Origin of the sequence: Klebsiella sp. RHBSTW-00215 (genome assembly GCF_014103785.1) — a bacterium.
GTDB lineage: Bacteria > Pseudomonadota > Gammaproteobacteria > Enterobacterales > Enterobacteriaceae > Klebsiella.
Window position 1 is genome coordinate 555,926 of record NZ_JABXQS010000001.1, and the last position, 24,860, is coordinate 580,785.

General features: G+C 50.8%; 25 protein-coding genes and 1 pseudogene. 16 read left to right on the plus strand and 10 right to left on the minus strand.

The genetic code is table 11. The features are described 5' to 3' along the window. The first annotated feature begins 398 nt into the window (after nt 1-398). From HV127_RS02680 to HV127_RS02695, 4 genes are all read left to right on the plus strand, one after another. Nucleotides 399-719, plus strand: a complete 321-nt coding sequence (locus HV127_RS02680) for a DUF134 domain-containing protein (RefSeq protein ID WP_001137910.1) — start codon at nt 399-401, stop codon at nt 717-719. Further along, nucleotides 694-1,155: a NifB/NifX family molybdenum-iron cluster-binding protein gene (locus HV127_RS02685; protein WP_000626969.1), complete on the plus strand. Its 462-nt coding sequence runs from the start codon at nt 694-696 to the stop codon at nt 1,153-1,155. The genes HV127_RS02680 and HV127_RS02685 overlap by 26 nt, the downstream gene beginning before the upstream one ends. Before the next feature lie 160 nt (nt 1,156-1,315). After that, nucleotides 1,316-1,753 (plus strand): PaaI family thioesterase, encoded by a 438-nt coding sequence (locus HV127_RS31650; protein WP_016241611.1) that lies wholly within the window; start codon nt 1,316-1,318, stop codon nt 1,751-1,753. Nucleotides 1,754-1,867: 114 nt separating this feature from the next. Continuing rightward, entirely contained in the window at nt 1,868-2,344 is a 477-nt protein-coding gene (locus HV127_RS02695) for a Dps family protein (protein WP_000043177.1), read from the plus strand. A 304-nt stretch (nt 2,345-2,648) separates the two neighbouring features. Here HV127_RS02695 and HV127_RS02700 read toward each other — a convergent pair whose 3' ends face one another. Continuing rightward, on the minus strand, nt 2,649-2,999 hold the full coding sequence (locus HV127_RS02700) for a metalloregulator ArsR/SmtB family transcription factor (RefSeq protein WP_000928911.1): 351 nt from the start codon (nt 2,997-2,999) through the stop codon (nt 2,649-2,651). Nucleotides 3,000-3,160: 161 nt separating this feature from the next. Here HV127_RS02700 and HV127_RS02705 point away from each other — a divergent pair, with 161 nt between their 5' ends. After that, nucleotides 3,161-4,819, plus strand: a complete 1,659-nt coding sequence (locus HV127_RS02705) for an FAD-dependent oxidoreductase (RefSeq protein WP_025760366.1) — start codon at nt 3,161-3,163, stop codon at nt 4,817-4,819. Nucleotides 4,820-5,082: 263 nt separating this feature from the next. On the opposite strand, the gene HV127_RS02710 is transcribed toward HV127_RS02705, so the two are convergent. Next, nucleotides 5,083-5,724: a recombinase family protein gene (locus HV127_RS02710; RefSeq protein WP_182234932.1), complete on the minus strand. Its 642-nt coding sequence runs from the start codon at nt 5,722-5,724 to the stop codon at nt 5,083-5,085. 166 nt (nt 5,725-5,890) lie between these two features. On the opposite strand from HV127_RS02710, the pseudogene HV127_RS02715 reads away from it, so the two are divergent. Both HV127_RS02715 and HV127_RS02720 read left to right on the plus strand, forming a co-directional pair. Next, nucleotides 5,891-8,956: pseudogene (locus HV127_RS02715) on the plus strand (Tn3 family transposase). Further along, on the plus strand, nt 8,953-9,975 hold the full coding sequence (locus HV127_RS02720) for an IS110 family transposase (protein ID WP_182234931.1): 1,023 nt from the start codon (nt 8,953-8,955) through the stop codon (nt 9,973-9,975). Before HV127_RS02715 ends, HV127_RS02720 begins: the two are co-directional and overlap by 4 nt. Nucleotides 9,976-10,585: 610 nt before the next feature. On the opposite strand, the gene HV127_RS02725 is transcribed toward HV127_RS02720, so the two are convergent. The 7 genes from HV127_RS02725 to HV127_RS02755 form a co-directional block, all read right to left on the minus strand. Continuing rightward, nucleotides 10,586-11,512 carry a DUF1281 domain-containing protein gene (locus tag HV127_RS02725; protein ID WP_182234933.1) on the minus strand — a complete coding sequence of 309 codons (927 nt, stop codon included), beginning with the start codon at nt 11,510-11,512 and terminating at the stop codon, nt 10,586-10,588. A gap of 116 nt (nt 11,513-11,628) precedes the next feature. After that, nucleotides 11,629-11,892, minus strand: a complete 264-nt coding sequence (locus HV127_RS02730; RefSeq protein ID WP_142105850.1) for a TA system toxin CbtA family protein — start codon at nt 11,890-11,892, stop codon at nt 11,629-11,631. An 11-nt stretch (nt 11,893-11,903) separates the two neighbouring features. Then, entirely contained in the window at nt 11,904-12,911 is a 1,008-nt protein-coding gene (locus HV127_RS02735) for a zincin-like metallopeptidase domain-containing protein (protein WP_182234934.1), read from the minus strand. A gap of 73 nt (nt 12,912-12,984) precedes the next feature. After that, nucleotides 12,985-13,587: a DUF3085 domain-containing protein gene (locus tag HV127_RS02740; RefSeq protein WP_182234935.1), complete on the minus strand. Its 603-nt coding sequence runs from the start codon at nt 13,585-13,587 to the stop codon at nt 12,985-12,987. 113 nt (nt 13,588-13,700) lie between these two features. Beyond that, nucleotides 13,701-14,060, minus strand: a complete 360-nt coding sequence (locus HV127_RS02745) for a hypothetical protein (protein ID WP_182240541.1) — start codon at nt 14,058-14,060, stop codon at nt 13,701-13,703. A gap of 88 nt (nt 14,061-14,148) precedes the next feature. Beyond that, complete coding sequence (locus tag HV127_RS02750; RefSeq protein WP_142105856.1) at nt 14,149-14,529, minus strand: hypothetical protein; 381 nt, start codon at nt 14,527-14,529, stop codon at nt 14,149-14,151. Between the two features lie 105 nt (nt 14,530-14,634). Beyond that, entirely contained in the window at nt 14,635-15,054 is a 420-nt protein-coding gene (locus tag HV127_RS02755; RefSeq protein WP_182234936.1) for a hypothetical protein, read from the minus strand. A 718-nt stretch (nt 15,055-15,772) separates the two neighbouring features. On the opposite strand from HV127_RS02755, the gene HV127_RS02760 reads away from it, so the two are divergent. Together HV127_RS02760 and HV127_RS02765 are read left to right on the plus strand one after the other, a co-directional pair. Continuing rightward, complete coding sequence (locus HV127_RS02760; protein WP_182234937.1) at nt 15,773-17,251, plus strand: SulP family inorganic anion transporter; 1,479 nt, start codon at nt 15,773-15,775, stop codon at nt 17,249-17,251. A gap of 17 nt (nt 17,252-17,268) precedes the next feature. Then, nucleotides 17,269-18,096, plus strand: coding sequence for a universal stress protein (locus HV127_RS02765; RefSeq protein WP_182234938.1), 828 nt, complete (start codon nt 17,269-17,271; stop codon nt 18,094-18,096). 481 nt (nt 18,097-18,577) lie between these two features. Here the strand turns inward: HV127_RS02765 and HV127_RS02770 are convergent, their stop codons facing one another. Further along, a complete protein-coding gene (locus HV127_RS02770; protein WP_159108337.1) occupies nt 18,578-18,736 on the minus strand; it encodes a hypothetical protein in 159 nt (52 codons plus the stop codon). 316 nt (nt 18,737-19,052) lie between these two features. Between HV127_RS02770 and HV127_RS02775 the strand changes: the two genes are divergently transcribed. The 7 genes from HV127_RS02775 (at nt 19,053) to HV127_RS02805 (ending at nt 24,812) form a co-directional block, all read left to right on the plus strand. After that, nucleotides 19,053-19,496: a universal stress protein gene (locus HV127_RS02775; RefSeq protein WP_049274217.1), complete on the plus strand. Its 444-nt coding sequence runs from the start codon at nt 19,053-19,055 to the stop codon at nt 19,494-19,496. Then, on the plus strand, nt 19,493-19,918 hold the full coding sequence (locus HV127_RS02780; protein ID WP_182234939.1) for a universal stress protein: 426 nt from the start codon (nt 19,493-19,495) through the stop codon (nt 19,916-19,918). Before HV127_RS02775 ends, HV127_RS02780 begins: the two co-directional genes overlap by 4 nt. A 501-nt stretch (nt 19,919-20,419) precedes the next feature. Beyond that, nucleotides 20,420-20,773, plus strand: coding sequence for a metalloregulator ArsR/SmtB family transcription factor (locus HV127_RS02785; protein WP_182234940.1), 354 nt, complete (start codon nt 20,420-20,422; stop codon nt 20,771-20,773). 56 nt (nt 20,774-20,829) lie between these two features. Beyond that, nucleotides 20,830-21,309 carry an arsenate reductase ArsC gene (locus tag HV127_RS02790; protein ID WP_182234941.1) on the plus strand — a complete coding sequence of 160 codons (480 nt, stop codon included), beginning with the start codon at nt 20,830-20,832 and terminating at the stop codon, nt 21,307-21,309. A gap of 21 nt (nt 21,310-21,330) precedes the next feature. After that, a complete protein-coding gene (gene arsD / locus HV127_RS02795) occupies nt 21,331-21,696 on the plus strand; it encodes an arsenite efflux transporter metallochaperone ArsD (RefSeq protein ID WP_072270384.1) in 366 nt (121 codons plus the stop codon). Nucleotides 21,697-21,721: 25 nt separating this feature from the next. Then, nucleotides 21,722-23,485, plus strand: coding sequence for an arsenical pump-driving ATPase (gene arsA / locus HV127_RS02800; RefSeq protein ID WP_182234942.1), 1,764 nt, complete (start codon nt 21,722-21,724; stop codon nt 23,483-23,485). Nucleotides 23,486-23,528: 43 nt separating this feature from the next. After that, nucleotides 23,529-24,812 (plus strand): arsenic transporter, encoded by a 1,284-nt coding sequence (locus HV127_RS02805; RefSeq protein WP_182234943.1) that lies wholly within the window; start codon nt 23,529-23,531, stop codon nt 24,810-24,812. Nucleotides 24,813-24,860: the final 48 nt, after the last annotated feature.

Genomic DNA, 24,860 nt, shown 5'->3' on the forward strand with positions numbered 1-24,860 from the left:
GATACTAACGGCCCACCGGCCTGTTGAGGAACCTGTAAAACGGAAAGGCTCATTGAAGCCGTATATTTTCTGGAGGTTCATCAGGCGCGGAACTCATCGAGGCGCGGGAATAAAATCCCATTCAGACGCCGGATAGATTCAAGCAAGCCAATTTATCGTCAAAATCGGTGTTGCAAAAACGGGAGTGACCATAGATTCCGTTTTCTGAGACGACCCCCTTATGGCAGCACTTTAAATTGAGTCTCATACAGTATCTGTTTTCTTTCTCTTCATCTCTCATGACCTGCTGCCCACTTACAGACTCCAGGGTAAAGCAAAAATTCTCCACCGGTGAGCAGAGTATATTGCATATGCCAGTTTATGAGTGTATATATAGCATATGCCAATAAGGAGCCTTCATGCCAAGACCCAGAATTCCCCGTAACATCTGTGGCCGCCCTGCGGATACCTGTTTTAAGCCCAATGCGCGACCGATGAGCCAGCTTGAACATGTTCATTTAAAAGAAGATGAGTTTGAAGCGTTACGGCTGGTCGATTTACTGGGCATGCAACAGCAGGAAGCGGCTGTTGCAATGGGGGTTTCAAGGCAGACACTGGCCAATGTCCTGAAAGCAGCCCGTTTTAAGGTTGTGGACTGTCTCACTCAGGGCAAGGCCTTAATAATGCACTCTGAAAGGGAAGGAGTTACACAAGATGATCACAGCCATTCCAGTGAATGACGACCGGGTAGCAAATCATTTTACCAAAGCGAGTCACCTTGTCCTGGTGGATGAGCGCGGTGTGGAGCTCAGCCGGACAGAAAATCCCGCGCTGGGCGCAGATTGTTCAGGTAAACGGAAGCTGGTTGACCTGCTGGTTCAACAGCAAGTCAGCCGCGTTGTGGTCCGTAACATCGGGGAACGGATGCTGGGTAAATTACTGGGGCATCAGATCGCGGTGTACCAGACTGACTGTGGTCGTCGTTTGTTCACTGAACTGTGTGATCCGGATACCCGTGTTCTGACTGAACTGAATAAGCCGGAGCAGGGACGCCAGTCCTTTCATCATGAGGCGAAAGGGAAAAAATGCTGTCACTCTGACGGGAACACAGCAGAAAATGCGTGCCAGGGTGGGCGTCAGCATCATCACGGAAACGGGCGCTGTTGCCATTCATGAGTTTATTTCATCACGGGCGGTGATTTTTATCAGACCCGTATTGTGTATAAACCAGGAGCCGGAATGTGTGGAGGAGGCAGTAATGATGCCGGGGGAGCCCCTCAGCTGACTGAATTCCGGATGCCTCCCGTCAGTACAACCGGACGCTGAGCAGAAACAGATGAATTGTTATCTTGATGCCAGAAAGGCCCATACCTGTTGTATGGTCTGTAGTTCCCGCGACAACAACCCTGATACGGTGAACTTAATGTTTTCAGAGCACCCGGATGGCTCTGTATGTGCGGACTACACGGCCAATCACAGGCATCAGGGGTATACGGGTCTTTTACATGGCGGAATGACGAGTACCCTGCTGGATGCAGCAATGACTCATTGTTTGTTCATGCAGGGTGTGCAAGCCCTGACGGCTGAACTGACGGTAAGATTCATTTCACCCGTTTGTACCGGAGACAAACTGATGGTATGTGCCAGACTGCTTGGGCAACGCAGGGGGATTTACCTGCTTGAAGCATGGCTGACAAAAGGACAGCAGACAGTGGCACGTGCCACGGCGAAATTCATTGTTCCGTCGCAGGATATTGCTCTGGCGCATCGCTAGTGTGACAGACGACAGGTGTACCTGGTTATTATAAAAATTTGAGGCGTGTTTTGCTCAGACCGGAAAGAATAATCGCATATCGTATATTCCACTGAAACCGTGTAAGAGGTAGTTATGAGTAAACAAATCATTGATATTGGTATTGCTGAATCATCCCGGGTGGAGATTGCAGACGGCCTGTCCCGGCTTCTTGCTGACACCTATACCCTGTATATAAAAACACATTACTATCACTGGAATGTAACTGGCCCCATGTTTAACAGCTTACATTTAATGTTTGAAAATCAATACAATGAGCTGGCCACTGCCGTTGATGATATCGCTGAACGTATACGCTCGCTCGGATGCTTCGCGCCCGGCACATATCATGAATTTTCACGTCTAACAGCGGTTAATGAAGATAAGGATATTCCGGCAGCAAAAAACATGATTGAAAATCTTGTCCAGGGCCAAGAGACCGTGGTTAAAACTGCACGCTCCCTGTTCCCGCTCGTTAATAATGCGAATGATGAAGCCACAGCAGATCTGCTTACACAACGTATCCAGTTACATGAGAAAACTGCCTGGATGTTGCGTAGCCTGCTTGAATAATGTCACCACGTGGCAGCAGAAAAAACGGTTTGTCAGCCACAGGCTATTACTGACAGTGCAGAATCATCCGTGTTCCTGTGGCTGTTTTTTCTGACCGTCACAGTATTAAACACCATTGAATCAGTGGGTTAATCAGTGAATGCGTGAACGAGAAATACAGTCCGTGACGGGCATCATCGGCTGGTATATCCGGACCACTGTTGTTTTCCCGTTAAGGTATCGCAGGTTCCGGTCTGGCATTTCACAGCCTGAACAGGGTTAATGATGCACGGATAAAACGGTTTACGGGGAAAGCAGGATCATATTATTCGTTGTTATGGCTTCCTTTACCGGTGCCTGCCTGCGGGCAGTAGAGATCATATAAGGTATTTAACAACGTCATGATACGGTTATCCTCAATACGGTAATATACCATTTTACCTGCCCGTCGGGTCTCGACCAGCTTCAGGCGGCGCATTACACCCAGCTGCTGGGACAGGGTCGGCTGAGTGATACCGACCGCCGCTTCCAGCCCGGCCACATTCGCTTCCCCCAGGCTTAACTGACACATCAACAGCAACCGGTCGCTGTTGGCCAGTCCCCGTAAGACATCTGCTGCCCTCAGGGCCGCATTCTTCATATCTGTCTGACGTTTTGTGTCTTCATTCATGAGCATTGCTGATTTCTCATACTATGTGTTTTTATATAATATAATTTAGTATACTGACGGTATCGTAATTTTGCCATCGTGTTCGTCAGGTCTGCAGCGTCCTGCCGGCCCGGGGAAACGATTATATCTGGCAGGCATTTTTGCCCCGGGTGAACAGAGAGGATGTAATGAAAATAGTGATTGTTGGTGGTGTTGCCGGCGGGGCATCCGCTGCAGCCAGAGCTCGTCGGTTATCAGAGGATGTCAGTATTGTTGTGTTTGAACGGGGAAGCGATGTCTCTTTCGCCAACTGTGGATTACCTTATCATATAGGCGGAAAAATTCCTTTAAGGCAGTCACTGATTCTGAAAACCCCGGAGGATTTTAAATCCCGCTTTAACATAGACGTCCGTATCTGTCATGAAGTGACGTCAGTGGATCCGGTTAATAAAACGGTGACGGTTAAAAATCTGACCTCAGGGGAGGTCTATAGCGAAGAATGGGATCGTCTGCTCCTCAGTACCGGCGCCGCTCCGGTTGTCCCTCCTTTGCCCGGGCTACAGGAAGAGGGTGTCTTTACGCTGCGAAATCTTACTGACATGGATGCTATCCTGGGGTGGATTGAGCAACATCACGTAGCTCACACCACGCTTGTCGGGGGGGGATTTATCGGACTTGAAGTGATGGAGGCTCTGAGCGAACGGGGGATCAGTGTGACCCTGCTGGAGATGGGGGAACAGGTTATGGCTCCGGTTGATCCTGAAATGGCATCTGCCCTGCATCAGGAAATCCGGAGTCATGGCGTGGATCTGCGTCTCAGAACGGCGCTCACCGAGGTACTGCGGACAGAGACGGGATTCCGCGTTGCACTGTCTGAGGGTGGGTTTCTGCAGACCGACATGGTTATTCTCGCCATCGGGGTAAAACCTGAGAACAGCCTTGCCACAGGAGCCGGGCTCGCAGTGGGTAAACGGGGAGGCATAAGCGTCAATGCCTGTATGCAGACCAGTATCCCTGACATCTACGCCGTGGGGGATGCCGTTGAAACCCCAGACTTTGTCTTTCAGGAACCCGCTAATTTTCCTCTGGCAGGGCCCGCCAACCGCCAGGGACGCATTGCTGCTGATAACATGCTAGATCGTCACAGCCTTTACCATGGCAGTCAGGGGACATCCATTTGTAAGGTATTTTCGCTGAGTATTGGCAGCGTCGGTGCGAATGAAAAGCAGCTGAAAGTTCATGGCACCCGATACGAGAAGGTTTACGTCCATGCCGCTGATCATGCCGGTTACTACCCGGGGGCAACGATGATCAGTCTGAAACTGCTGTTCAGCCCCGATACCGGTAAAATTCTCGGGGCTCAGGCATCAGGGAAAAAAGGGGTTGATAAACGCATCGATGTCCTGTCTGTCGCACAGCGCGCGGGGCTTACCGTCAACGATCTCGAACATCTTGAGCTGACTTATGCTCCACCTTTTAACAGTGCAAGGGACGTCGTTAACCAGGCTGGTATGGTGGCGACAAATGTAATGAAAGGAGATACGGTCATATGTCATGTCAGCGATGTGTTACAACGGGAACCGGGCAGTTATTGTTTACTTGATATTCGCTCTCCTGCCGAACTGAAACAATTTGGTGAATATCCTGACGCGCTATCCATCCCTCTTGATTCCCTGCGGGAAAACCTTGGAAAATTGCCTAAAGATAAAGAAATTTTTATAGGATGTCAGAGTGGCCTGCGCGGGCATGTGGCATACCGTATTCTGCAGGCTCACGGCTTCCGGACATATAATCTGAGTGGTGGTTTCATAACCTGGCAGACGGTAACGGAGTCAATGAGTAAATAAGAGATGAAGTGCCATACACACATGGCACTTCATTTCTCCAGATTCGTTGAAAACATATTATATGGAATAGAAAATCTACAAAAATTATTAACGCCTTGAATGGCAGCTATAAGCGCATACCCTGAATCACTTTAAAGTGATTCAGGGTGTGAATGACTATTTTTGGATTTGGCACACAGCGTACTTCCAGGCTGCTAGTCATTAACAAGCCCTAACTATGACGCCTATGCAATGATCGCAATAAACACCGTTATTCCAGCCTTTCAGGAAAATTCATTATTTTTATACAGCGCTTGTATCCGACATACCTGCGAAGCACTGTAACCTGTTGCATCTGCGGTTTCACGAATACTCAATTTCTTAACCTGCCGATAATACAGTACTTTCTGGTGACGCTCCCGATCAGCTTGCTTACCTTGGTATTTACCTAGTGTATGAGCCCGTTCAATCCCCTGTTTTTGCCGCTGGCGGCGGCTCAGCCAGTCCTTATGCGACATCGCGGCCATCAGGTCGATTAGCATGTTATTGATGGCGGTTATTACTGCGCGAGTAATCGGGTCCGCCTGCGAAGGATCTTTATCTGACAGCGCCTGCCATGAGGTGGGCACATCAAGACTGACAATCCGCAGCTCATGTTTTTCTATCTGCTTTTTCAGCGTCAGCCAGTCGCTGTTGCTCAGACGGGTCAGACGGTCTATCTGTTCGACCAGCAAGATATCATTGTGGTGACTGTCCATCAGTAAGCGCCCCAGCTCAGGGCGATCAAGTTTTGTGCCGCTGATATTCTCCCGGTAGTAGCTGGCGATTTTATGTCCCCGCTGCTGAACGAACTGCTCCAGCATCTCTTTTGCCCGGTCAGCGAACTGATCTTCCGTCGATGCCCTTAAATAAGCTCTGATGAACATTTTTCCGCCATAATATCGCATTTAAGTTATTGCATTTAATCTATCGCATATAGGTTATGGCATAAATCGTGTGATGTCACGTTTTGGTTATACCGTCAGGGTGTACCCTTATGCGATACCATTTTTGTTAAAAATTCCGCATCAAATAATTTATGAGGGAAACTATATGGCAAGGAGGCAGATTCTTTCTCTGTCGGAAAGAGAATCATTACTGGCATTACCGGACGATGAGTTAACGCTGACACGAATGGCGTATTTTAGTGAGCATGATCTGGCGCTTATCAGTGCTCACCGTAAACCCGCCAGTCGTTTTGGTTTTGCCGTCCTTCTTTGCTATCTGAAAAATGTCGGCTTTGCACCGGATAAAAAAATCCCACCCTCTGATGCGCTGCTGAAGCATATCGCCAGCAGGCTAAAACTTACCGGGGATCTCTGGCCTGCTTACCTTTCCGGCAGGGAAACCACGCGACGCGAACATTTAACCGAACTGTACCGCTATCTTGGCGTAAAAGCGTTTACCGGAAAAATACAGCAGGACTGTATTACACACCTGCTGCCGATGGCGACGCGCACCGATAAAGGTATTCTCCTGGCCGAAGAACTGCTGGTCTGGCTCCGGAAGAACAACGTGATAATTCCCGCGATTGATGTCGTGGAGCGTACCTGTGCGGAGGCCATGGCTGGCGGCGATAAAATCGTATTTCAGACCCTGAATGCCCCGTTAACTCCGGCTCACAGGGATGCCCTGGATCGTTTACTTGAGTCCTCAGATAATCAGCCTTCCAGGCTGACATGGCTTCTGCAACCGCCGGGTAAAATCAATGGTAAGAACGTGCTGCAACACCTTGATCGGCTCAGTAGCATTTAATCGCTGGCATTACCTGAAGGTATAGATCGTACCATTCACCAGAACCGGTTGCTGAAACTGGCGCGGGAAGGCCGAAAGATGAGTAGCCGGGATTTGACCCGATTTTCAGCAGCCCGCCGTCATGCGATCCTGGTGTGCGTGCTGGAAGAAGCCAGAGCCACACTGACAGATGAAGTGATTGAGCTGCATGAACGCATGCTGAACAGCCTGTTCAGCAAAGCCAAAAGAACACAGGCTGAGCGCCTTCAACAGACCGGAAAGCTAATCCAGTCAAAACTGAGGCAGTACATAGATGTCGGCCAGGCACTGTCTGAAGCTCGTGATTCCGGTGGCGATCCATGGCTCGCAATAGAAAACATACTCCCATGGCCTGAATTTGTCGCCAGTCTGGAGGAAACACGCCATCTTGCCAGAAAAAATAATTTTGACCCGTTACATATTATTACCGAGAAATACAGCACATTACGGAAATATGCCCCGCGCATGTTGTCCGCTTTACAGTTAATCGCAACCCCGGCAGCGCAACCTCTGGCTGATGCGCTGGTTGTGATCAAGGATATGTACCGGAAGCAGTCGCGTAAAGTTCCGGCGACAGCGCCGCTTGAGTTTGTCCCTGAAAGCTGGCGCAAAGTGGTGATTACACCTGCGGGTATTGACCGGCAGTACTATGAATTTTGTGCGCTCAGCGAGCTTAAGGGTGCATTGCGCTCCGGGGACATCTGGGTTAAAGGCTCACGCCGCTACAAAAACTTTGATGATTACCTCATTCCCGAAAAGGACTTTGACAAACTCACACCGGCGCTGCCCCTGCCCGTATCTGCTGATTATCATGAGTACATTACCAGCCGTAAGACTCTGCTTCAGTCCAGACTTGAAGAGGTCAATGCCATGGCTGCCCTTGGTGAGCAGCCCGATGTCGAAATATCTGACAGGGGAGTAAAAGTCTCTCCGCTGGATAACTGCGTCCCGGTACAGGTTTCACCGCTGGCAGAGCTGGTTTACAGCATGCTACCGCGCCCTAAAATCACGGAAATTCTCGATGAGGTAAACAGCTGGACGGCGTTTACCCGACATTTTTCGCATATAAAAAATGACATTACCCGTCCCGATACCCGCCAGCTCCTCACCACCATCCTTGCGGATGGCATCAATCTTGGCCTGACCAAAATGGCGGAAGCCTGCCCCGGAAGCACCAAATCATCACTGGAAGATATCCAGGCATGGTACATCCGCGACGAAACCTATTCAGCCGCCCTCGCAGAGCTGGTAAACGCGCAGGGGAAAAGACCACTGGCGGCATTCTGGGGAGACGGGACAACGTCATCATCAGATGGACAGAATTTCAGAACAGGCAGCTCAGGCCGCTACGCAGGGCAGGTTAACCCGAAATATGGGCAAGAGCCTGGACGTCAGTTTTATACCCATATTTCGGATCAATACAGCCCGTTTTACACCTGCATAATCAGCCGGGTCAGGGATTCAACCCATGTGCTCGATGGCTTGCTGTACCACGAAAGCGACCTGGAAATCAGGGAGCATTACACCGATACCGCTGGTTTCACCGATCATGTCTTTGCCCTGATGCATCTGCTGGGATTTGCGTTCTGTCCGCGGATCAGGGATCTCCACGACAAAAAGCTGTTTATCAAAGGGAAAGCAGACCAATACCCGGCGCTTCAGTCACTGATATCAACGACCAGCCTGAATCTGAAAGAGATCGAAATTCACTGGCGTGAAGTACTTCGTCTGGCCACTTCAATAAAGCAGGGAACCGTGACGGCATCCCTGATGTTGAAAAAGCTTGCCAGCTACCCCAAACAAAACGGACTTGCCAAAGCACTGAGGGAAATTGGTCGTATTGAACGAACTCTGTTTATGCTCGACTGGTTCCGCGATCCGGCACTTCGTCGGCGGGTACAGGCGGGACTGAATAAAGGAGAAGCCCGTAACGCGCTGGCGCGTGCGGTATTCCTACACCGGCTGGGTGAAATCAGGGACAGAAAACCGGAAAATCAGAGCTATCGCGCCAGTGGACTGACGCTGCTGACGGCTGCCATATCCCTGTGGAATACCGTCTATATGGAAAGAGCGGTCGATGCCCTGAAGCGTAAAGGGGTGAAGATCAACGAGCAACTGCTGTCGCATTTGTCCCCGTTAGGCTGGGAACACATCAATCTGACAGGCGATTATATATGGAAAAGCAACCGGATACCGGCTTCCGGTAAGTTTCGTCGGCTGAGACCAGCTAAAGTCGAAAGGTCAAAAAATAGCCTTAACGAATGGAAGGGACTTCCCCTGATTATGCGCCTGATTAACTCTTGTGCAATCATGGGGTACACATCGTCCCGGAGGAATTCGTTATGACTATCACGACTGTCGGTATCGATCTTGCTAAAAATGTGTTTGCTGTTCACGGTGTTGATCAAAATGGTAGAACTGTTCTGGTTAAGCCTAAAGTATCGCGTGCTGCACTTCCTGAGTTAATTGCAAGTTTGCCTCCCTGTGTTATCGGGATGGAAGCATGCTCCGGGGCTCACTACTGGGCAAGATTGTTTCGGCAGTATGGTCATGAGCCACGTCTGATGGCTGCTAAGTTTGTATCGCCTTATCGTATGGCCGGAAAATCAGGAAAAAATGATGCAGCTGATGCTCAGGCTATCTGTGAAGCTGTTCGTCGTCCGCATATGCGGTTCGTACCAGTGAAAGACGAAAGCCAGCAGGCCATGCAGTGTTTACATCGTACCCGTCAGGGTTTTATCGAAGAGAAAACAGCAACGTATAATCGTCTGCGAGGATTGATATCTGAATTCGGTGTCATCGCCCCACAAAGTACAGATGCCCTGCGTCACATGGTTTCTGTGCAGAAGAGCTCTTTACCGCTTCAGGTTCAGCAATGTGTTGATGATTTGATGGAACACGTTGATCGCATTGAAGCTAACATCACTGAATATGACCGAATTTTGTCCCACATAGCCAAAACAGATCATCGCAGTCAGCGGCTGATGGAGCTAAAGGGCGTTGGTCCCACAACGGCCTGTGCACTGGTCGCCAGTATCGGTAATGCACATGATTTTAAAAATGGACGTCAACTGGCAGCCTGGCTGGGGCTGACGCCATCACAATACAGCAGCGGGGGAAAGTCGAAACTCGGCAGGATCACAAAAGCCGGTGATTCGTATCTGCGAACGCTTCTGGTTCAGGGGGCTCGTTCAGTGCTTATTGGCGCCGGGAAAAGGACTGACTCATTCAGCCGTTGGGTTTGTATGTTGGTTGAGCGCAGAGGGTACTGGCGGGCTGTTGTGGCCATCGCCGCCAAAAATGCGCGGCTGTGTTGGGCATCACTACATTACGGTGATGATTTCCGGCTGTACTCAGTCAACTAAAGCTCGAAGCTGTATAACCATCTGACCTGCAATTCGTTGATGATAAAGGGTTAGACCCCGTGAGGCCTATCTGGCTATTGTACAGGATATACGTATCCGCTTAACGAACAAGAACCTCACGCGCGTCTTTCATCAGGGCCCGAATCGATGACGATTCATCATGGCCGTTTATAGTACCGCAGTCTCTCCCCTTTATTTTTACTGAAGAGCAGACAGAAACCATAAATACCGGCTTTGACATGCCGGGGAAGTCCTTATAGTACAATAATTTTCGATATCCAAACTGACCCCTATCATTGGCCAAATTATCACGGTTGACGGTGGTTATTCTGTAGGTTAATACCCGAAGAAACCCACTGAATGAAGTTGCCGATGTTATAACAAGGGCCTCTGAAATGAGACCTTTCTGTTATCTATCGATTTAATAAGCCAATGTTAATGACACGTTTTCCAAACAATTCATCGGTGTACATATCACCAAACGATGTCCACTCATTAAAGCATTTCCCAGCACGATTTATCCACTCGCAGTGGGGGAACTCCCCCACTGGAAAAAAAAGGCCACCGAATATCGGTGGCCTTAGGTTAATGCGTTAACAAAAATCGGTGATTAGCTGGCTGCAGCATTAGGTGACAACGGCACTGAATCCTTGTCAGCGTAAGTGAGTTGGATCACTTCACCGCCCAGGAATTCCGGTACTATTCGACCGCCATCAACATGCTCACCGTTATCATAGCGGTCGTAACCGCTGTGGCCGGCTTCTGTCATATGCCAGCTATGCTCGACCTGGCAGCTAAACTGCGTTGACAAAGTCCCGATAACCTCGCCTGCTGGCGGGTACCACGGGGAATCAAAATGCACCGTCAAGGCATTGATACTGTCACGAACGCAGCCGGCATTATGGCCACATGGCCATTCAACCCCGTACTGACGTCCGTACAGATCGGCTGTCGCCGGCACATCACGTAGCAGCGAACCGCCTGCTCCGTTCAGCTCCGCCGCTAGGCGCGTGGGGATCAACATCAGCATGTCGCAAGGAACGGTATACTCGGGCATGTTCCCCAATCGCTCCCAACAGCTGCCGGCATCTACATTGCTGTCAACGCCCATAACACCGAACCAGTCAGCATATTGACGCTCAATGATATCCGCTATTCGCGCCTGGGCGAGTGGCGGAATGTTCTCCCACTTGACTGACGCTATCCCGGACTGGCTGTAGAGCCGCTCAATCTGCCGGATATTTTCAGCCGTCAGCGGTGCATCCGCTTTCAGCAGCCAGAACCATTGTTCAAAAGCCAGGTTCTGTGCCGACGAAACGCCAGGATGTGCCAATAAACCGGGGTAAGGTACATAAACGCCCGGTTTTACCGTGGCCGGCTTCAATATGCCGGCACAGCCTGCCAGGAACATCCTGCAGCTTTGCTGGATGGCATGGCGGTAGTCAGGCACGACATAGCCATTCACCCACTGCTGCAGCTCGTCGACAAACACGGATTGGCCGGTAACAACTAAACGGTTTTTGCACCAGTTAGACATGGTAGTTCTCCTCTTCTTTCAAGAAAAAAGGAGAGACATCCCCCATTGGGGGAAAGTCTCCCCCAATGGGTTAGGTGTTACATCATGATGGTCAGGACAAGGGTACTGCCCTGCCGTTAGAGTTCATGCTCACCGATCACGCCCAGTTCTTCCTCCTGGCGCAGATAGGGCGATGATGGGGTAAATGGATGGGAGCCCAGGCGTACCAGGTGGTATTTATCCACCAGGTTGTTGATCGCCTCAAACGGCCGCACACCCACTTCCTGCAAAGCCATCACGCACTCTGCTTCACACAGATCGGTATCGTTTAACGTCAGACCAAAGTATTTGGCCAGTAGCCTGCCGGCAATGGTCTGCCAATAGCACTGTTCAATCGTCATCACCTAACTCCTCATGCCGCAACGGCAGGATCTGTTATCACCGGTACCACCAGGGGCTTCAGCAGAAACTCTGACGCCTCACGGGCCTGTTTGGCCGCCCGAAACAGCGCGCGCTTATCCTCACGTAATACCTTAAGCCAATGCTCGAGGTAGCTGTCGTGCCGTACGTCGCCAAAGACGCCAAGCTGTGCGCACATAAATGCACTGCCCAGCTCCGCCACCAGTTCTTCGAACGCGTATACCGGGTCTCCGAACGCGCGGGTGGAAGACGTGATCCCCTCCCGGTTGAGCCGTGTTGCATGACCGGTGCTGTGCACCAGTTCATGCAATAACGTCGACCAGTAATCCACCTCGGTTCGAAATTGCTGAACCTGTGGCAGGACAATCTGGTCGCGGAGCGGGGAGTAAAATGCCCTGTCCTGGTAAACCTGTTCAACCCGAACGCCGCAGGCCTCAACGAGGGTGCTGACCTGAGCCTGTGTTTTCGCATCGACCAACGCCCCCTCCTCTTCCGGCTCCTCTGCCGGCGTAATGCCGACAACGGTTTCCGGGAGGTTGTCGCACTGGGCAACGTTAAACAGGTACAGCGGCTTCAGCATGGGTATTCGCGTTTTCAGCGGGTTCCCCTCTTCGTCAAACAGCTGCCGGCCGTCCGCATCCTCCACCTGCTTGTCCCAGGGTTTGAATACCACGGCCAGGGTCGCGATTTCGCCAGCACGCACATGGCCACCGACGGCTTCCGCCTGCTTGTAGGTGAGCCAGCGATTAGAGTGAAAGCCCCTTTCATCCGCGGCCATCCACAACAGCAGCACATTCACGCCACTGTAGTGGTAACCGGTCGTGCCGTTCTGCGGCATGATGGCCGTCGACGCGCTGCGGGCCTTGTCGGTCCGCCAGGGTTTGCGCCAGGGCAAGGTTCCCGTCTCGATGGCGACAATGATTTTGTCCGTCACCTGCTGATATAAGTCGGGACGTTCTCGACGGGCTTTTGCCGGCCGACGTGATGATGTTTTTTTCATGGAGTGCTCCTCGTAAAAAAGGCGCATTCCTCCCCCGGTGGCGAAGAATACGCCCCAGGGGACAGAAAAATGGTTAGAAAGCGGGGTAACGCAGCGCCCCTTTCGGGTTAACGGAGTCAACACGCTGTTTCAGCCGTTCGAACATGGCCAGATAGTCTTCCCGATCGGCGGGCTTTGCCCGCTTGCAATCGGTATGGCAGGCCGTGGCCAGCAGGTTGATGGCCCGCTCACGCCAGCTTTTAAACTCATCCTGGCTGACACAGACCGAGTAATGGACCTCGGCCAGCTGCAGCATGCGGGCGGTCATACAACGGAAGTCGGCGACGCCAACCCAGTTAACCGCAGCGACGTGCATATAGACCGTCTCGGGTAACAGGTGTATCCAGAGTTCATGCCCTTGTGACAGTATTCGTTCGATACAACTGTCGGTCAGCACCAGCTTCTCGCCAAAGTCATCACCGCCGACAAGCTGCCGGGACGTCTCATACCAGGCATCATCCTTTTGAGGATTACAACCGTCGGCATACGCCAGGTGTTTAATACGGCCAGTGGTGTTTCGCTCACCCACGGCCGGCATCAGATAGACGCCATCGTCTTTGGCCAACACCAGCGCACACTGATTGGCGCGGATTTCAGCAACGACAGCGCGCAGTTCTGCAGGGTCAAAATGCAACATGGTAAGTCTCCTGTGTTCTGGAGACGGACTTCCCCGGAAGGGGAAGGCCCCTCCAGGGAAAATCGGTTAACTCGTTGAAGTCCTGTTGTGCTCAACAAGACCGACGGTGCGTACTACATGGGTGAGATCAGGTTCACTTGTTCCTGTTCAATCTCTGCGTCATTACACCCTTCATCAAAGCAACTCTTCCATACTGCCGGATCGATAGCGGTCCCGAGTGTGTGCAGTACATTGATAAGCGGCTCGCAGGCTGAACGGTCGAAGCGTCCCCCATACCAGGCAAAACCAAAACGGTAGGCGGCATTAGCCACCCCACATTGGTTAAGCGAGTAGGCTTCACCCTCACCCTTTTCATTACCCGTATCGAGACGCATCAGCGCGCGTACGGCCAACAAATGCCCTTCCAGGTTCGCCAGATCGCACAAATCCTGAGTAAGTGACTGAGGCGCTGTTGTTAAAAAGGCTACGTTCATATTCACGATAAATCCTCCGGAAATAATAAAGGGGGATTTATCCCCGAACGGGAATAAATCCCCGTCAGGGTGTGTTACTGCCTATCGCTTACGCCGCCGGCACGCATACCAGGTGTTTTACACCGTAATAGTAACGATGACGCAGACAGACAAACTGCTTTGCAAGCTGTTCAGCTGCACGCAGCGCGGCGACCTGAGAGGGGAAGAGGGTCGTAAAGCATTTATAGTCGTAGGAAAAATCCCCCTTGTGATAACCGTTACGCGAAACGACAGTCGCTCCCCAGCCGCCGGAAGTCATTGGGTAAATAACGGCTTTACAGCTGACATTGCCTGTTTCGTTGGTGAACCACTCGGTATCAATGAGGTCCTCCGCACTTGGCTGGCTCCGTTGTATTCGGTGCCAAAACGCGCGCAGACGGTCTATGAGTTGGAGTTCTGGCTGATAAGGCCATTGTGAAAGTACAGACATGGTGTTTCTCCTGTAAAAAAGGGAAACACCAATCCCAGGGGAAAGGTATTTCCCTGGGGAACTGATGGCTGAAAGCGCAATCAGACGATGGTTAAAGGTGTGGGTTCAACAAATACTGCTTTGCTCCAGATCTACCCTGGCTTCTATGTCATTGCCGTAAGCATCGTCATAACCACTTTGCCAACCACACTGCCACAGTTCCGGGTCGAGTTGGTTGCCCAGCTTAATCGCTTGCCGCAAACCCATTCGCAGGAGCCGCTGATTCACACGGTCATAAAATTGACGGTGTCCCAACGCATGTGCTGCCCAGAACACTGTTTGATCGATAACCAGTTTATCCTCAGAACTCCGTATACTCTGGATATTCCGAGCCGCCTGTTCGAGGTCGACAAGAATACGTTGCAAAAGCAATGCATCCTCTTCCAGTCTGGCCAAGCTGACTCCGACACTCACGTGAGGAAGCAGCTGTTCAGTCTGGTGTTTCACAAATGAAACAACGACACAGAGAAGGTTCGTTCTGTTCATAGTGTCAGTCCTGATAGAAAGACGAATAACACCAGCCCTGACGGGATAGGTTTTCCGTCAGGATAAGTACAGAGGGGGATGGTTATAACAACAGGGACAATTATGCCCTGGAAGGTAAAGCGCAGATGTTAACAGCCTTAATCACCATACGGTGATGTCTACTCTCAAAGGCGGGCAGATGTACTACACCGTAAACGGCGTGCTCCCTTTCAAGCTACGGAAGCGTTCTTTTATCACTACCCGAAGGCGGTCCTCACAAGTGACTGGACCATTGGTGGCTGTCGACTGACAGCTAGGTCACCCGAAGGCGCTCATCACAGACCCACTGAGCATTGGTGGTTGTCCGAAGACAACGAGTAAGCCTGTTTATTTTCAAAGCAAAATGGTGAACTGTCAAGATAGGGGTAGTCCCAATTTTCTCTCGCTTGATCCCGTTTAAATTTCATTTATAGTAGTAAGCGGTTTGCTCAAGCAAACTTCGTGACCTGCGTTGAACACCACCACCTGGTTTTTCTCACCACTGAAGGTGTACACACCGACCATCAAGGAGTAATAAAAACGACCATGCGTATTACGCCACCCTGAGTTCCTCCCTCCTCTGCCGTACTGAGTAATCCTCAGCACGCACTCTATAACATCCCTTTTGCGGATGTGCTTTACCGTATCTAAATTTTTTGCCCTTTACGGGCTGACTGTATTCAAAAATCGAGAAAATACTATGTTGCTGTCCTCGACGCGTAAGGACTGGCTGGGTAACGTCCGTGGAGACGTCCTCGCCGGTATTGTTGTCGCGCTCGCGCTTATTCCAGAAGCGATCGCCTTTTCCATCATCGCCGGCGTTGACCCGCAAGTCGGACTCTACTCCGCGTTCTGTATCCCCCTCGTCATGGCCTTTTTTGGCGGTCGCCCGGCGATGATATCGTCATCTACCGGTGCGATGGCATTGCTGATGGTGACGCTGGTGAAAGACCACGGCCTGCAGTATCTGCTGGCGGCTTCCGTCTTGACTGGCCTGTTCCAACTCTTGGCCGGCTATCTGAAGCTTGGCAGCCTGATGCGCTACGTTTCCCGCTCGGTGGTTACCGGTTTTGTGAACGCCCTGGCGATCCTCATTTTCATGGCGCAGTTGCCGGAGTTGACCAATGTCACCTGGCACGTTTATGCCATGACGGCAGTCGGTCTCGGTATTATTTACCTGTTCCCGTACCTTAATAAAACTATCCCTTCGCCGCTGGTCTGTATCGTCGTGCTGACCGGGATCACCATGTGGATGCATCTGGATATACGCACCGTCGGCGACATGGGCAAGTTACCGGACAGCCTGCCGGTATTCCTGTTACCCGACGTTCCGCTCAATCTCGATACTTTATTGATTATTCTACCTTATTCCGTTGGTCTTGCCGTGGTGGGGCTGCTTGAATCGATGATGACCGCAACCATTGTGGATGACATGACCGATACGTCGAGCGATAAAAATCGGGAATGCAAGGCGCAGGGTATCGCCAACGTCTGCACCTCGTTTATCGGCGGCATGGCAGGGTGCGCGATGATCGGCCAGTCGGTGATCAACGTAAAATCCGGAGGGCGCGGGCGGCTCTCTACCCTAACTGCGGGTGTGGTATTGCTCTGCCTTATTATATTCCTGCGCGACTGGGTCTCTCAGATCCCAATGGCGGCCCTGGTGGCGGTCATGATCATGGTCTCCATCGGCACCTTCTCCTGGCGCTCAATCACCAACTTACGCAGTCATCCGCTGTCAACCAGCGTCGTCATGCTGGCGACCGTTGCGGTGGTGGTGGCGACACACAATCTGGCGTATGGCGTCTTGACCGGCGTGTTGATTGCGTCTCTGAACTTTGCCACCAAAGTGTCCCGTTTTATGGCGGTGTCGTCCGAACTTAAACCGTCAACACGGACCTACACCGTAACCGGCCAGGTGTTTTTCGCCTCTGCCGATCGGTTCATGAACCACTTCGATTTTCGCGAAGCGGTGGAGCACGTAGTCATTGATGTCTCGCATGCTCATTTCTGGGACATCACGTCGGTCAGCGCACTCGACAGAGTGGTAATCAAGTTCCGTCGCGAAGGCACGGACGTGGAAATCCGCGGAATGAATCAGGCTACCCGCACTATTGTTGACCGCTTCGGGGTGCATGACAAACCCGAAGAAGTGGAAAAATTGATGGGCGGCCATTAACAGACAGGAGAACAGAGATGAACAATACCGTTATTGCCTGTGTTGACGGTTCGCCGTCCACCCGACCGGTGTGCGAATACGCGGCCTGGGCCTCCCGCTTGCTGGATGCGCCGCTATCCCTGCTGCACGTACTGGAGAAAGATGCACACCCTGCCGTATCAGATTTGACCGGAAGCATCGGCATTGATAGCCAGGCGTATCTCACCGAAGAGCTGGTGAAAGTTGAAGGAGAGCGTAGTCGGTTATTAATGGCGCAGGGCAAAGCCATACTGGCTAGTTGTGCGGCGTTGCTGAATGATGCCGGTCATGCTGATGTTCAATTACTGCAAAAACATGGCGCGTTGGATGAAATCCTGGCTGATTTAGGGGATGTTCGCCTGATGGTGCTGGGCCGCCGTGGAACGCAGAACCCGGTTGGCAGCCACCTGGAAAGCATTATTCGCCTGCAGAAAAAACCGGTACTTATCGTGCCGGAGGCTTATTCCCCACCGTCCAAGGTTATGTTCGCCTATGATGGCAGCGATGAGAGTCGCAAAAACCTGACGCGCCTGACACTTAGCCCGCTACTCAATGGTCTGGTTTGCCACATCGTGATGGTTAAGGGGGATACACGAACCTTGCAGGAAGCACAGAGTGTGCTGCAAGCGGCTGGCATCGCGACCGAAAACCACATACTGGAAGGCTCATCCGTTACCGAGGCGCTCTGCCGTCACGCCCATGAAAATGCCATTAATCTGATCGTGATGGGTGCCTATGGTCATTCACCGTTGCGGCGATTTTTTATCGGCAGTAATACCACCGCCATGTTGGAAAAAACAAAAATCCCACTCTTAATGCTGAGGTGATTTTTGTCCCCGGAAATAACTCCGGGGACAAATAACTACGTTCTTTGGTGTTAACCCGTAATTATTCTAGGAATGTGCCCGCCCCCACTGCCTCAAGATTGCAAGTGATACACCTTTTCTGAATTCTGTAACATCGAGAGGCGCACTCATTCGATCCGGGGGGATCTGATAACGACTATCAGAATGAGTGCGCCTTTCTGATGCATTAATTCGCGCAGCAGTTCCGCTCTCAAAGGCAGAGAGTCGTCATATCGACCATCCAATAGGCCAGAAGCCACCATTTACTCGGCGTAGCTCAACAAGACAGAATATTCTCACTTCTTATCGACGACCCACTTGTCGATACTAACCCAGTGCAGTATTGTCGTCAATTGACGACAATAACAGCCTCGAACGTCAACAACGAATGGATTCAGTTATCATCTTTCATCCCGCCTTGTGCGGGTTTTTTTTAACTGCTCCCCGGCACCGCCACTGAGTTTTATCTTAAAACCCATCTATTAATATCTACTTGCTTGCCCTTCATCACGAATAATCCTAAGTTGAAATAGTCACTCAGGGTTCGCAATCCCTCATGACCTTTTTGCAATTTTTTGATGTAATTAATGGCTTCTTCAAGCCCACCTCTGTGGGCTTTCATCTCCACTTTCTTGAGGTATTCATTTTCGCATGAATGAAACATTGGCCATAGTCGCCGCGATTGGTGGAGTGTTGTTTTTCCTTTACTTTATTGACGCCCGTTTGATCGTCCAGTCACTGCAACCCTAACACTTTTATCCCGTCACCTATCGCAAAACACCCACGCTATAGCGAGCAATGTTTAATGTTTCCGTTATCTTGCTTCTCATCAGCAAAGTCGTTTCTATACTAAACTAATTGTTAATGGTCGTTTAGCGAGCAACGACAGTGTGGAGCAAACTCGATACGGGCGTCATGTTCGCCGATAGGGGGGCACCATGAGTTATCAGCATATTGTTATTGCCACTGACCTCAGTGATGGGGATATTCGCCTGATAGAAAAAGGGGCTGCATTGGCCAAGGTGACCCGAGCCAAGCTGTCATTAATTCACGTCGATATTCACCATGCCCCTTACTATTCAGCAATGGGTTTACAGACCTACCACTATGACGGTGAAGTTCCCACCAATGTCACAACCCAGCAGGCGCTGGCTGCGCTGGCATTACGCTCCTCTTATCCGATACCGGATGCCATCATGGTGACCGGCGAGTTGGTTCCGGCTTTGCGTCGGGAGATCCTGGCACGCGGGATAGACTTGATAATTTTCGGCCATCATCAGGATCTGTGGAGCAATCTGTTTTCCGCCACTCGCCAGGCCATCAATAACCTTGAGGTTGACGTTCTGGTCATTCCCATGACTGCGGGTACGGAGGAAATATGAGCTATCAACATATTGCGATTGCCACATCCTTGTTGGATGAGGAACGCATGCTTATCGATAAAGGTGTCTCGCTGGCTACAGCATTGTCCGCGAAGTTGTCGCTGATTTATGTAGACGAACACCATAGCTACTATTATTCCGAACTCGGCAGAATGGTGCATAACTTTTCTGAGCAAAAGTTCGAAGCTGCGCTCCGCCAGGAGATGCAGCCCATGATTTCGGCTGCGACCTACCCCATTTCTGAGATCATTATCCGACGTGGTGAGCTGGCGTACGAATTGAACCTCGCAGCCACCGAGAAGGATATCGATCTGTTTATTTTTGGTCATCATCATGACATCTGGAGTAATCTATTTTCAGCGGCCCGAAATGCAATCAATGTATTGAATATAGACGTACTTGTCATACCTCTTCAGGAGTAATTTTTATTATCAATACATAAGTCTATTTCTATGGAATAGGGAAATAGCAACTATGTTTAATATCGACACGCAGAATTAATTAAATAAATCAACATGATACTAGCCAAGAAATTGCGAACCCCTAGAATAAATACAAATTTAAATTAATTCGTCGCAACATTTTAGATCCTAATCATTCACCGAAACACTCTTTCTTTATAGCCCCTCCTTATCAGTTCTCGGAACACTGCTGACATCCTTTGCTGAACAGCGCTCATGTCTATGAAGCAGCATTTGAGCCTGGGCCACCCCATCCGTCTCTGCGAATGTTAGTTTGGAAAGTTGGTTAAACACAGAGTCTGGAATTTTGCTGAACATCCAATGAACTAGGTTTTTTATACGCATATAAACCTCCTATTGCCTACTTAAAGGCTAGTCGTTCAAATTCGATAAATCAAATATGTTATTGACATTATACGAGGCAAGGATAAGATGGTGACAATTGTCAATCAGGGTGTTCTTATGATCTCATTAACCTCACTCCAACTTTTTAAAAACCTTTCTGATGAGACTCGCCTGAAAATCGTGCTGCTGCTGCGAGAGTCAGGTGAACTCTGCGTGTGCGAACTTTCAGCTACGCTTGAGGAATTGCAACCAAAAATCTCCCGCCACCTCTCAATGCTGCGTGAAAGTGGACTTTTGATTGATCGGCGCGATGGTAAATGGATCCACTACCGACTTTCACCGCATATGCCGGCGTGGGCAGCCGCTATCATCGAACAGGCCTATTTGTGCCAGAAAGACGAAATATCTTCATTAGCGAGACGTGTCGCACGCAATAGTGTAACGACTGGCGGGAAAGCTGTTTGCCTCTAACTAATTAAAAAATTTACCTTTTCATATTCGAAAAAACGCATTTGATTGGTGGTGATATGAATATTCTATTTTTGTGCACCGGTAATTCTTGTCGTTCAATCTTGGCCGAAGCGACGTTTAATACTCTTGCCTTGTCAACACACACTGCCATCAGTGCTGGCAGCCAGCCCAAAGGTGAGGTTCACCCGCGGTCACTCGAGTTGCTTCGTAAAGAAGGCATCTCGACTGAAGGGTATTACAGCAAATCCTGGGATGACCTACCGCTAACGCCTGATATCGTGATCACCGTGTGTGGCAATGCTGCTGGTGAGACCTGCCCTGCCTACCTGGCTCCAGCCATCAGAGCACATTGGGGTGTAGAAGATCCCGACAAAGCGATAGGGACTGAGCAAGAAATCGATGCGGCTTTTGAAAAAGCCTATTGCATTCTCAGGCATCGAATAGAAGCCTTTTTGGCGCTACCTCCGTCAACACTCGCCAGTACTGATACCTCACTACAAAAAGAATTGGCGCGCATTGGTGAAACAGTATTTTAAATCAATCAGTAAGGATGAATGATGAAAACATTATCTGTGTATGATCCTGCGCTTTGCTGCAGTTCAGGTGTATGTGGCACCGATGTTGATCAGGCATTGGTTTCATTCTCGGCAGATGTAGCGTGGTTAAAACAGCATGGCATTGCCGTTGAGCGTTTTAATTTGTCGCAGCAGCCGATGGCTTTTGTTCAGAATTTACTTGCAAAATCCTTTCTTGATCGTTCCGGTGCCGAAAGTTTGCCACTAATCCTGTTGGAGGGGGAATTCGTCATGTCGGGTCGCTACCCTACCCGACAAGACTTGGCACGTTGGTTCCAAATCCCGCTTGAAAAAGTGGGCGTCGCTGCTGCTAAAGGTTGCTGTGGTGGCAATACCTCCTGCTGCTGAATTCGTTGATTAAAAGGAGAACGCAATGAAGTATCTCGCGAATGTCCCCACCTTCCTTTTCTTCACCGGTAAAGGTGGCGTAGGTAAAACCTCACTTTCTTGCGCAACCGCAATCAAACTGGCTGATGAAGGGAATCGTGTTCTGTTGGTCAGCACAGATCCTGCATCCAATGTGGGTCAGGTTTTCGGGCAAAAGATTGGTAACACGTTAACGTCAATTGCTACCGTTTCTGGCCTTACCGCACTGGAAATAGACCCACAGGCCGCAGCACAACAATACCGCGATCACATCGTTGCACCGGTAAAGGGCGTGTTGCCGGACGAGATCGTACGTAGCATTGAAGAACAACTCTCTGGGGCATGTACAACAGAGATTGCAGCCGTTGATGAGTTCACAGGGTTGCTGACAGATGAAGCGTTGTTGAGAGATTTTGACCACGTCATTTTTGATACCGCCCCAACCGGCCACACGATCCGCTTGCTTCAGCTTCCAGGTGCCTGGAGTAGTTTTATCGAAAGCAATCCCAATGGTGCCTCCTGTCTGGGACCATTGGCGGGTTTGGAAAAGCAACGAGAGCGTTATTCTCATGCTTTATCGGTGCTGGCTGATGGGGCAAAAACGCGTTTGGTCTTGGTCACTCGCGCCCAACATTCGACGTTAATTGAGGTTGCCCGCACGCATGAAGAATTGCTTCAGGTGGGGTTGAAGCACCAGTGCCTGGTGATCAATGGGGTAATGCCGGCCGAAGAAGCTGCCCACGACGAATTGGCGAACGCGTTATACCAACGTGAACAGCGTATTCTGTCAAACTTGCCTGCGGTACTTGCCGTCCTCCCAAGTGATACGCTCCCCCTGCAACAGGAAAATCTGGTTGGCGTAGTAGCCCTGCGTCGTTTATTGAATCGGGTTCAAGATCCCCAGTCTACTTTTTCAACCACACCACGTCAGATGTTGAAACAACTCCCTTCGCTGGAAGCCTTGGTTGAGGAGATGGCTAAGAATGATCACGGGTTGATCATGCTGATGGGAAAAGGCGGCGTTGGCAAAACGACACTAGCCACTGCCGTCGCCGTGTCGCTGGCCGACAAAGGATTAGATGTCCACCTGACAACTTCGGACCCGGCAGCGCACATCGAAAGCACGCTGCATGGACAGCTCGATAACCTGCAAGTCAGCCGGATCGACCCGCACAGTGAAACTAAACGTTATAGTGAGCATGTGCTCACCACCAAAGGTAAAGACTTGGATGCGCAAGGCCGGGCACTGCTTGAGGAGGATTTACGCTCCCCTTGCACGGAAGAGATCGCGGTATTTCAAGCCTTTTCCCGGGTGATCCGGGAAGCGGGAAAACGTTTTGTCGTGATGGACACGGCTCCCACCGGCCATACCTTACTGCTGCTGGATGCTACCGGTGCTTATCATCGCGAAGTGGCAAAACGGATGGGTGAAAATGGCCATTATCTGACACCTATGATGCAACTGCAGGATCCTGCTCGTACCAAAATAGTGTTAGTCACGTTACCGGAAACGACCCCCGTTCTGGAGGCTGCCAATCTGCAGACTGATCTCCGGCGTGCTGGTATTGAACCTTGGGCCTGGATAATCAATAACTGTCTTAGCGCCGCCGAAACGACATCACCGCTCTTGTTGATGAGGGCTCAGCATGAGTCCACTCAGATAAACAAGGTTCAGAATGAGCTGGCATCTCGGGTAGCGCTCATTCCATTACAGCGAGACGAACCTGTCGGCATAGAACGACTGCGCCGTCTTGCTGGTAAATCGGAATAATAATAAACAAGGGCAGGCCTAAGCTTGCCCAATGGGAGGTTTTATGTGGCTGGCTGCGGCTATTTTTATCCTGACCATCGTGTTGGTCATTTGGCAACCAAAAGGGTTAGGGATCGGTTGGAGCGCGATGCTCGGGGCTGTACTCGCCTTACTTTCAGGAGTTGTCCACCTCGGCGATATCCCCACGGTGTGGCATATCGTCTGGAACGCCACCGCGACCTTTATCGCCGTGATAATCATAAGCTTATTGCTGGATGAGTCTGGGTTCTTTGAATGGGCAGCCCTTCACGTCGCCCGATGGGGCAATGGGCGAGGACGCTGGTTGTTCACCTATATCGTGTTATTAGGGGCGGCAGTCGCGGCATTGTTCGCCAATGATGGCGCGGCATTGATCCTGACACCGATCGTGATTGCCATGCTGTTGGCGCTGGGCTTCAGTAAAGGCACCACGTTAGCGTTTGTGATGGCTGCAGGGTTTATCGCCGACTCAGCCAGCTTGCCACTTATCGTGTCGAATCTGGTTAACATTGTCTCAGCCGATTTCTTTAAGCTGGGGTTCAACGAATACGCTTCGGTTATGGTGCCGGTCGATATCGCCGCGATCATCGCTACGCTGGTAATGCTGCATTTATTTTTCCGCAAAGACATCCCCGCCACCTATGAATTAGCCAAATTGAAAGCGCCAAAAGAGGCAATACGCGATCCCCAAACATTCAAAACAGGCTGGGGCGTTTTGGTGCTATTGCTGGTTGGATTCTTTGGGCTGGAGCCGCTGGGTGTCCCGGTCAGTTTGGTGGCCGCCGTCGGTGCCTTGATCCTGTTTATCGTGGCTAAGAAAGGACATGCCATCAATACCGGCAAAGTGTTACGCGGTGCGCCTTGGCAGATCGTCATTTTTTCACTGGGCATGTACCTGGTGGTCTACGGGCTGCGTAATGCCGGGCTCACCGATTACCTGTCAACGATACTCAATGGTTTCGCCGAGCAGGGACTGTGGGCCGCCACTCTGGGCACCGGTTTCCTCACGGCGTTCCTGTCTTCCATCATGAACAATATGCCAACGGTGTTGGTGGGCGCATTGTCCATAGACGGCAGTGCGGCCACCGGTGTGATTAAAGAAGCGATGATCTACGCCAATGTCATTGGCAGTGATTTGGGCCCTAAAATCACCCCTATCGGCAGCCTGGCTACCTTGCTGTGGTTACACGTATTGGCGCAAAAGGACATCAGAATCACCTGGGGATATTACTTCCGGGTGGGCATTGTCATGACGCTGCCGGTGCTGTTCGTCACTCTGGCGGCGCTGGCATTGCGCTTATCTGTTTAGAAGCCAGCACACTTACTCAGCCAACTGCCCGCGCCAGCAAGCACGGGC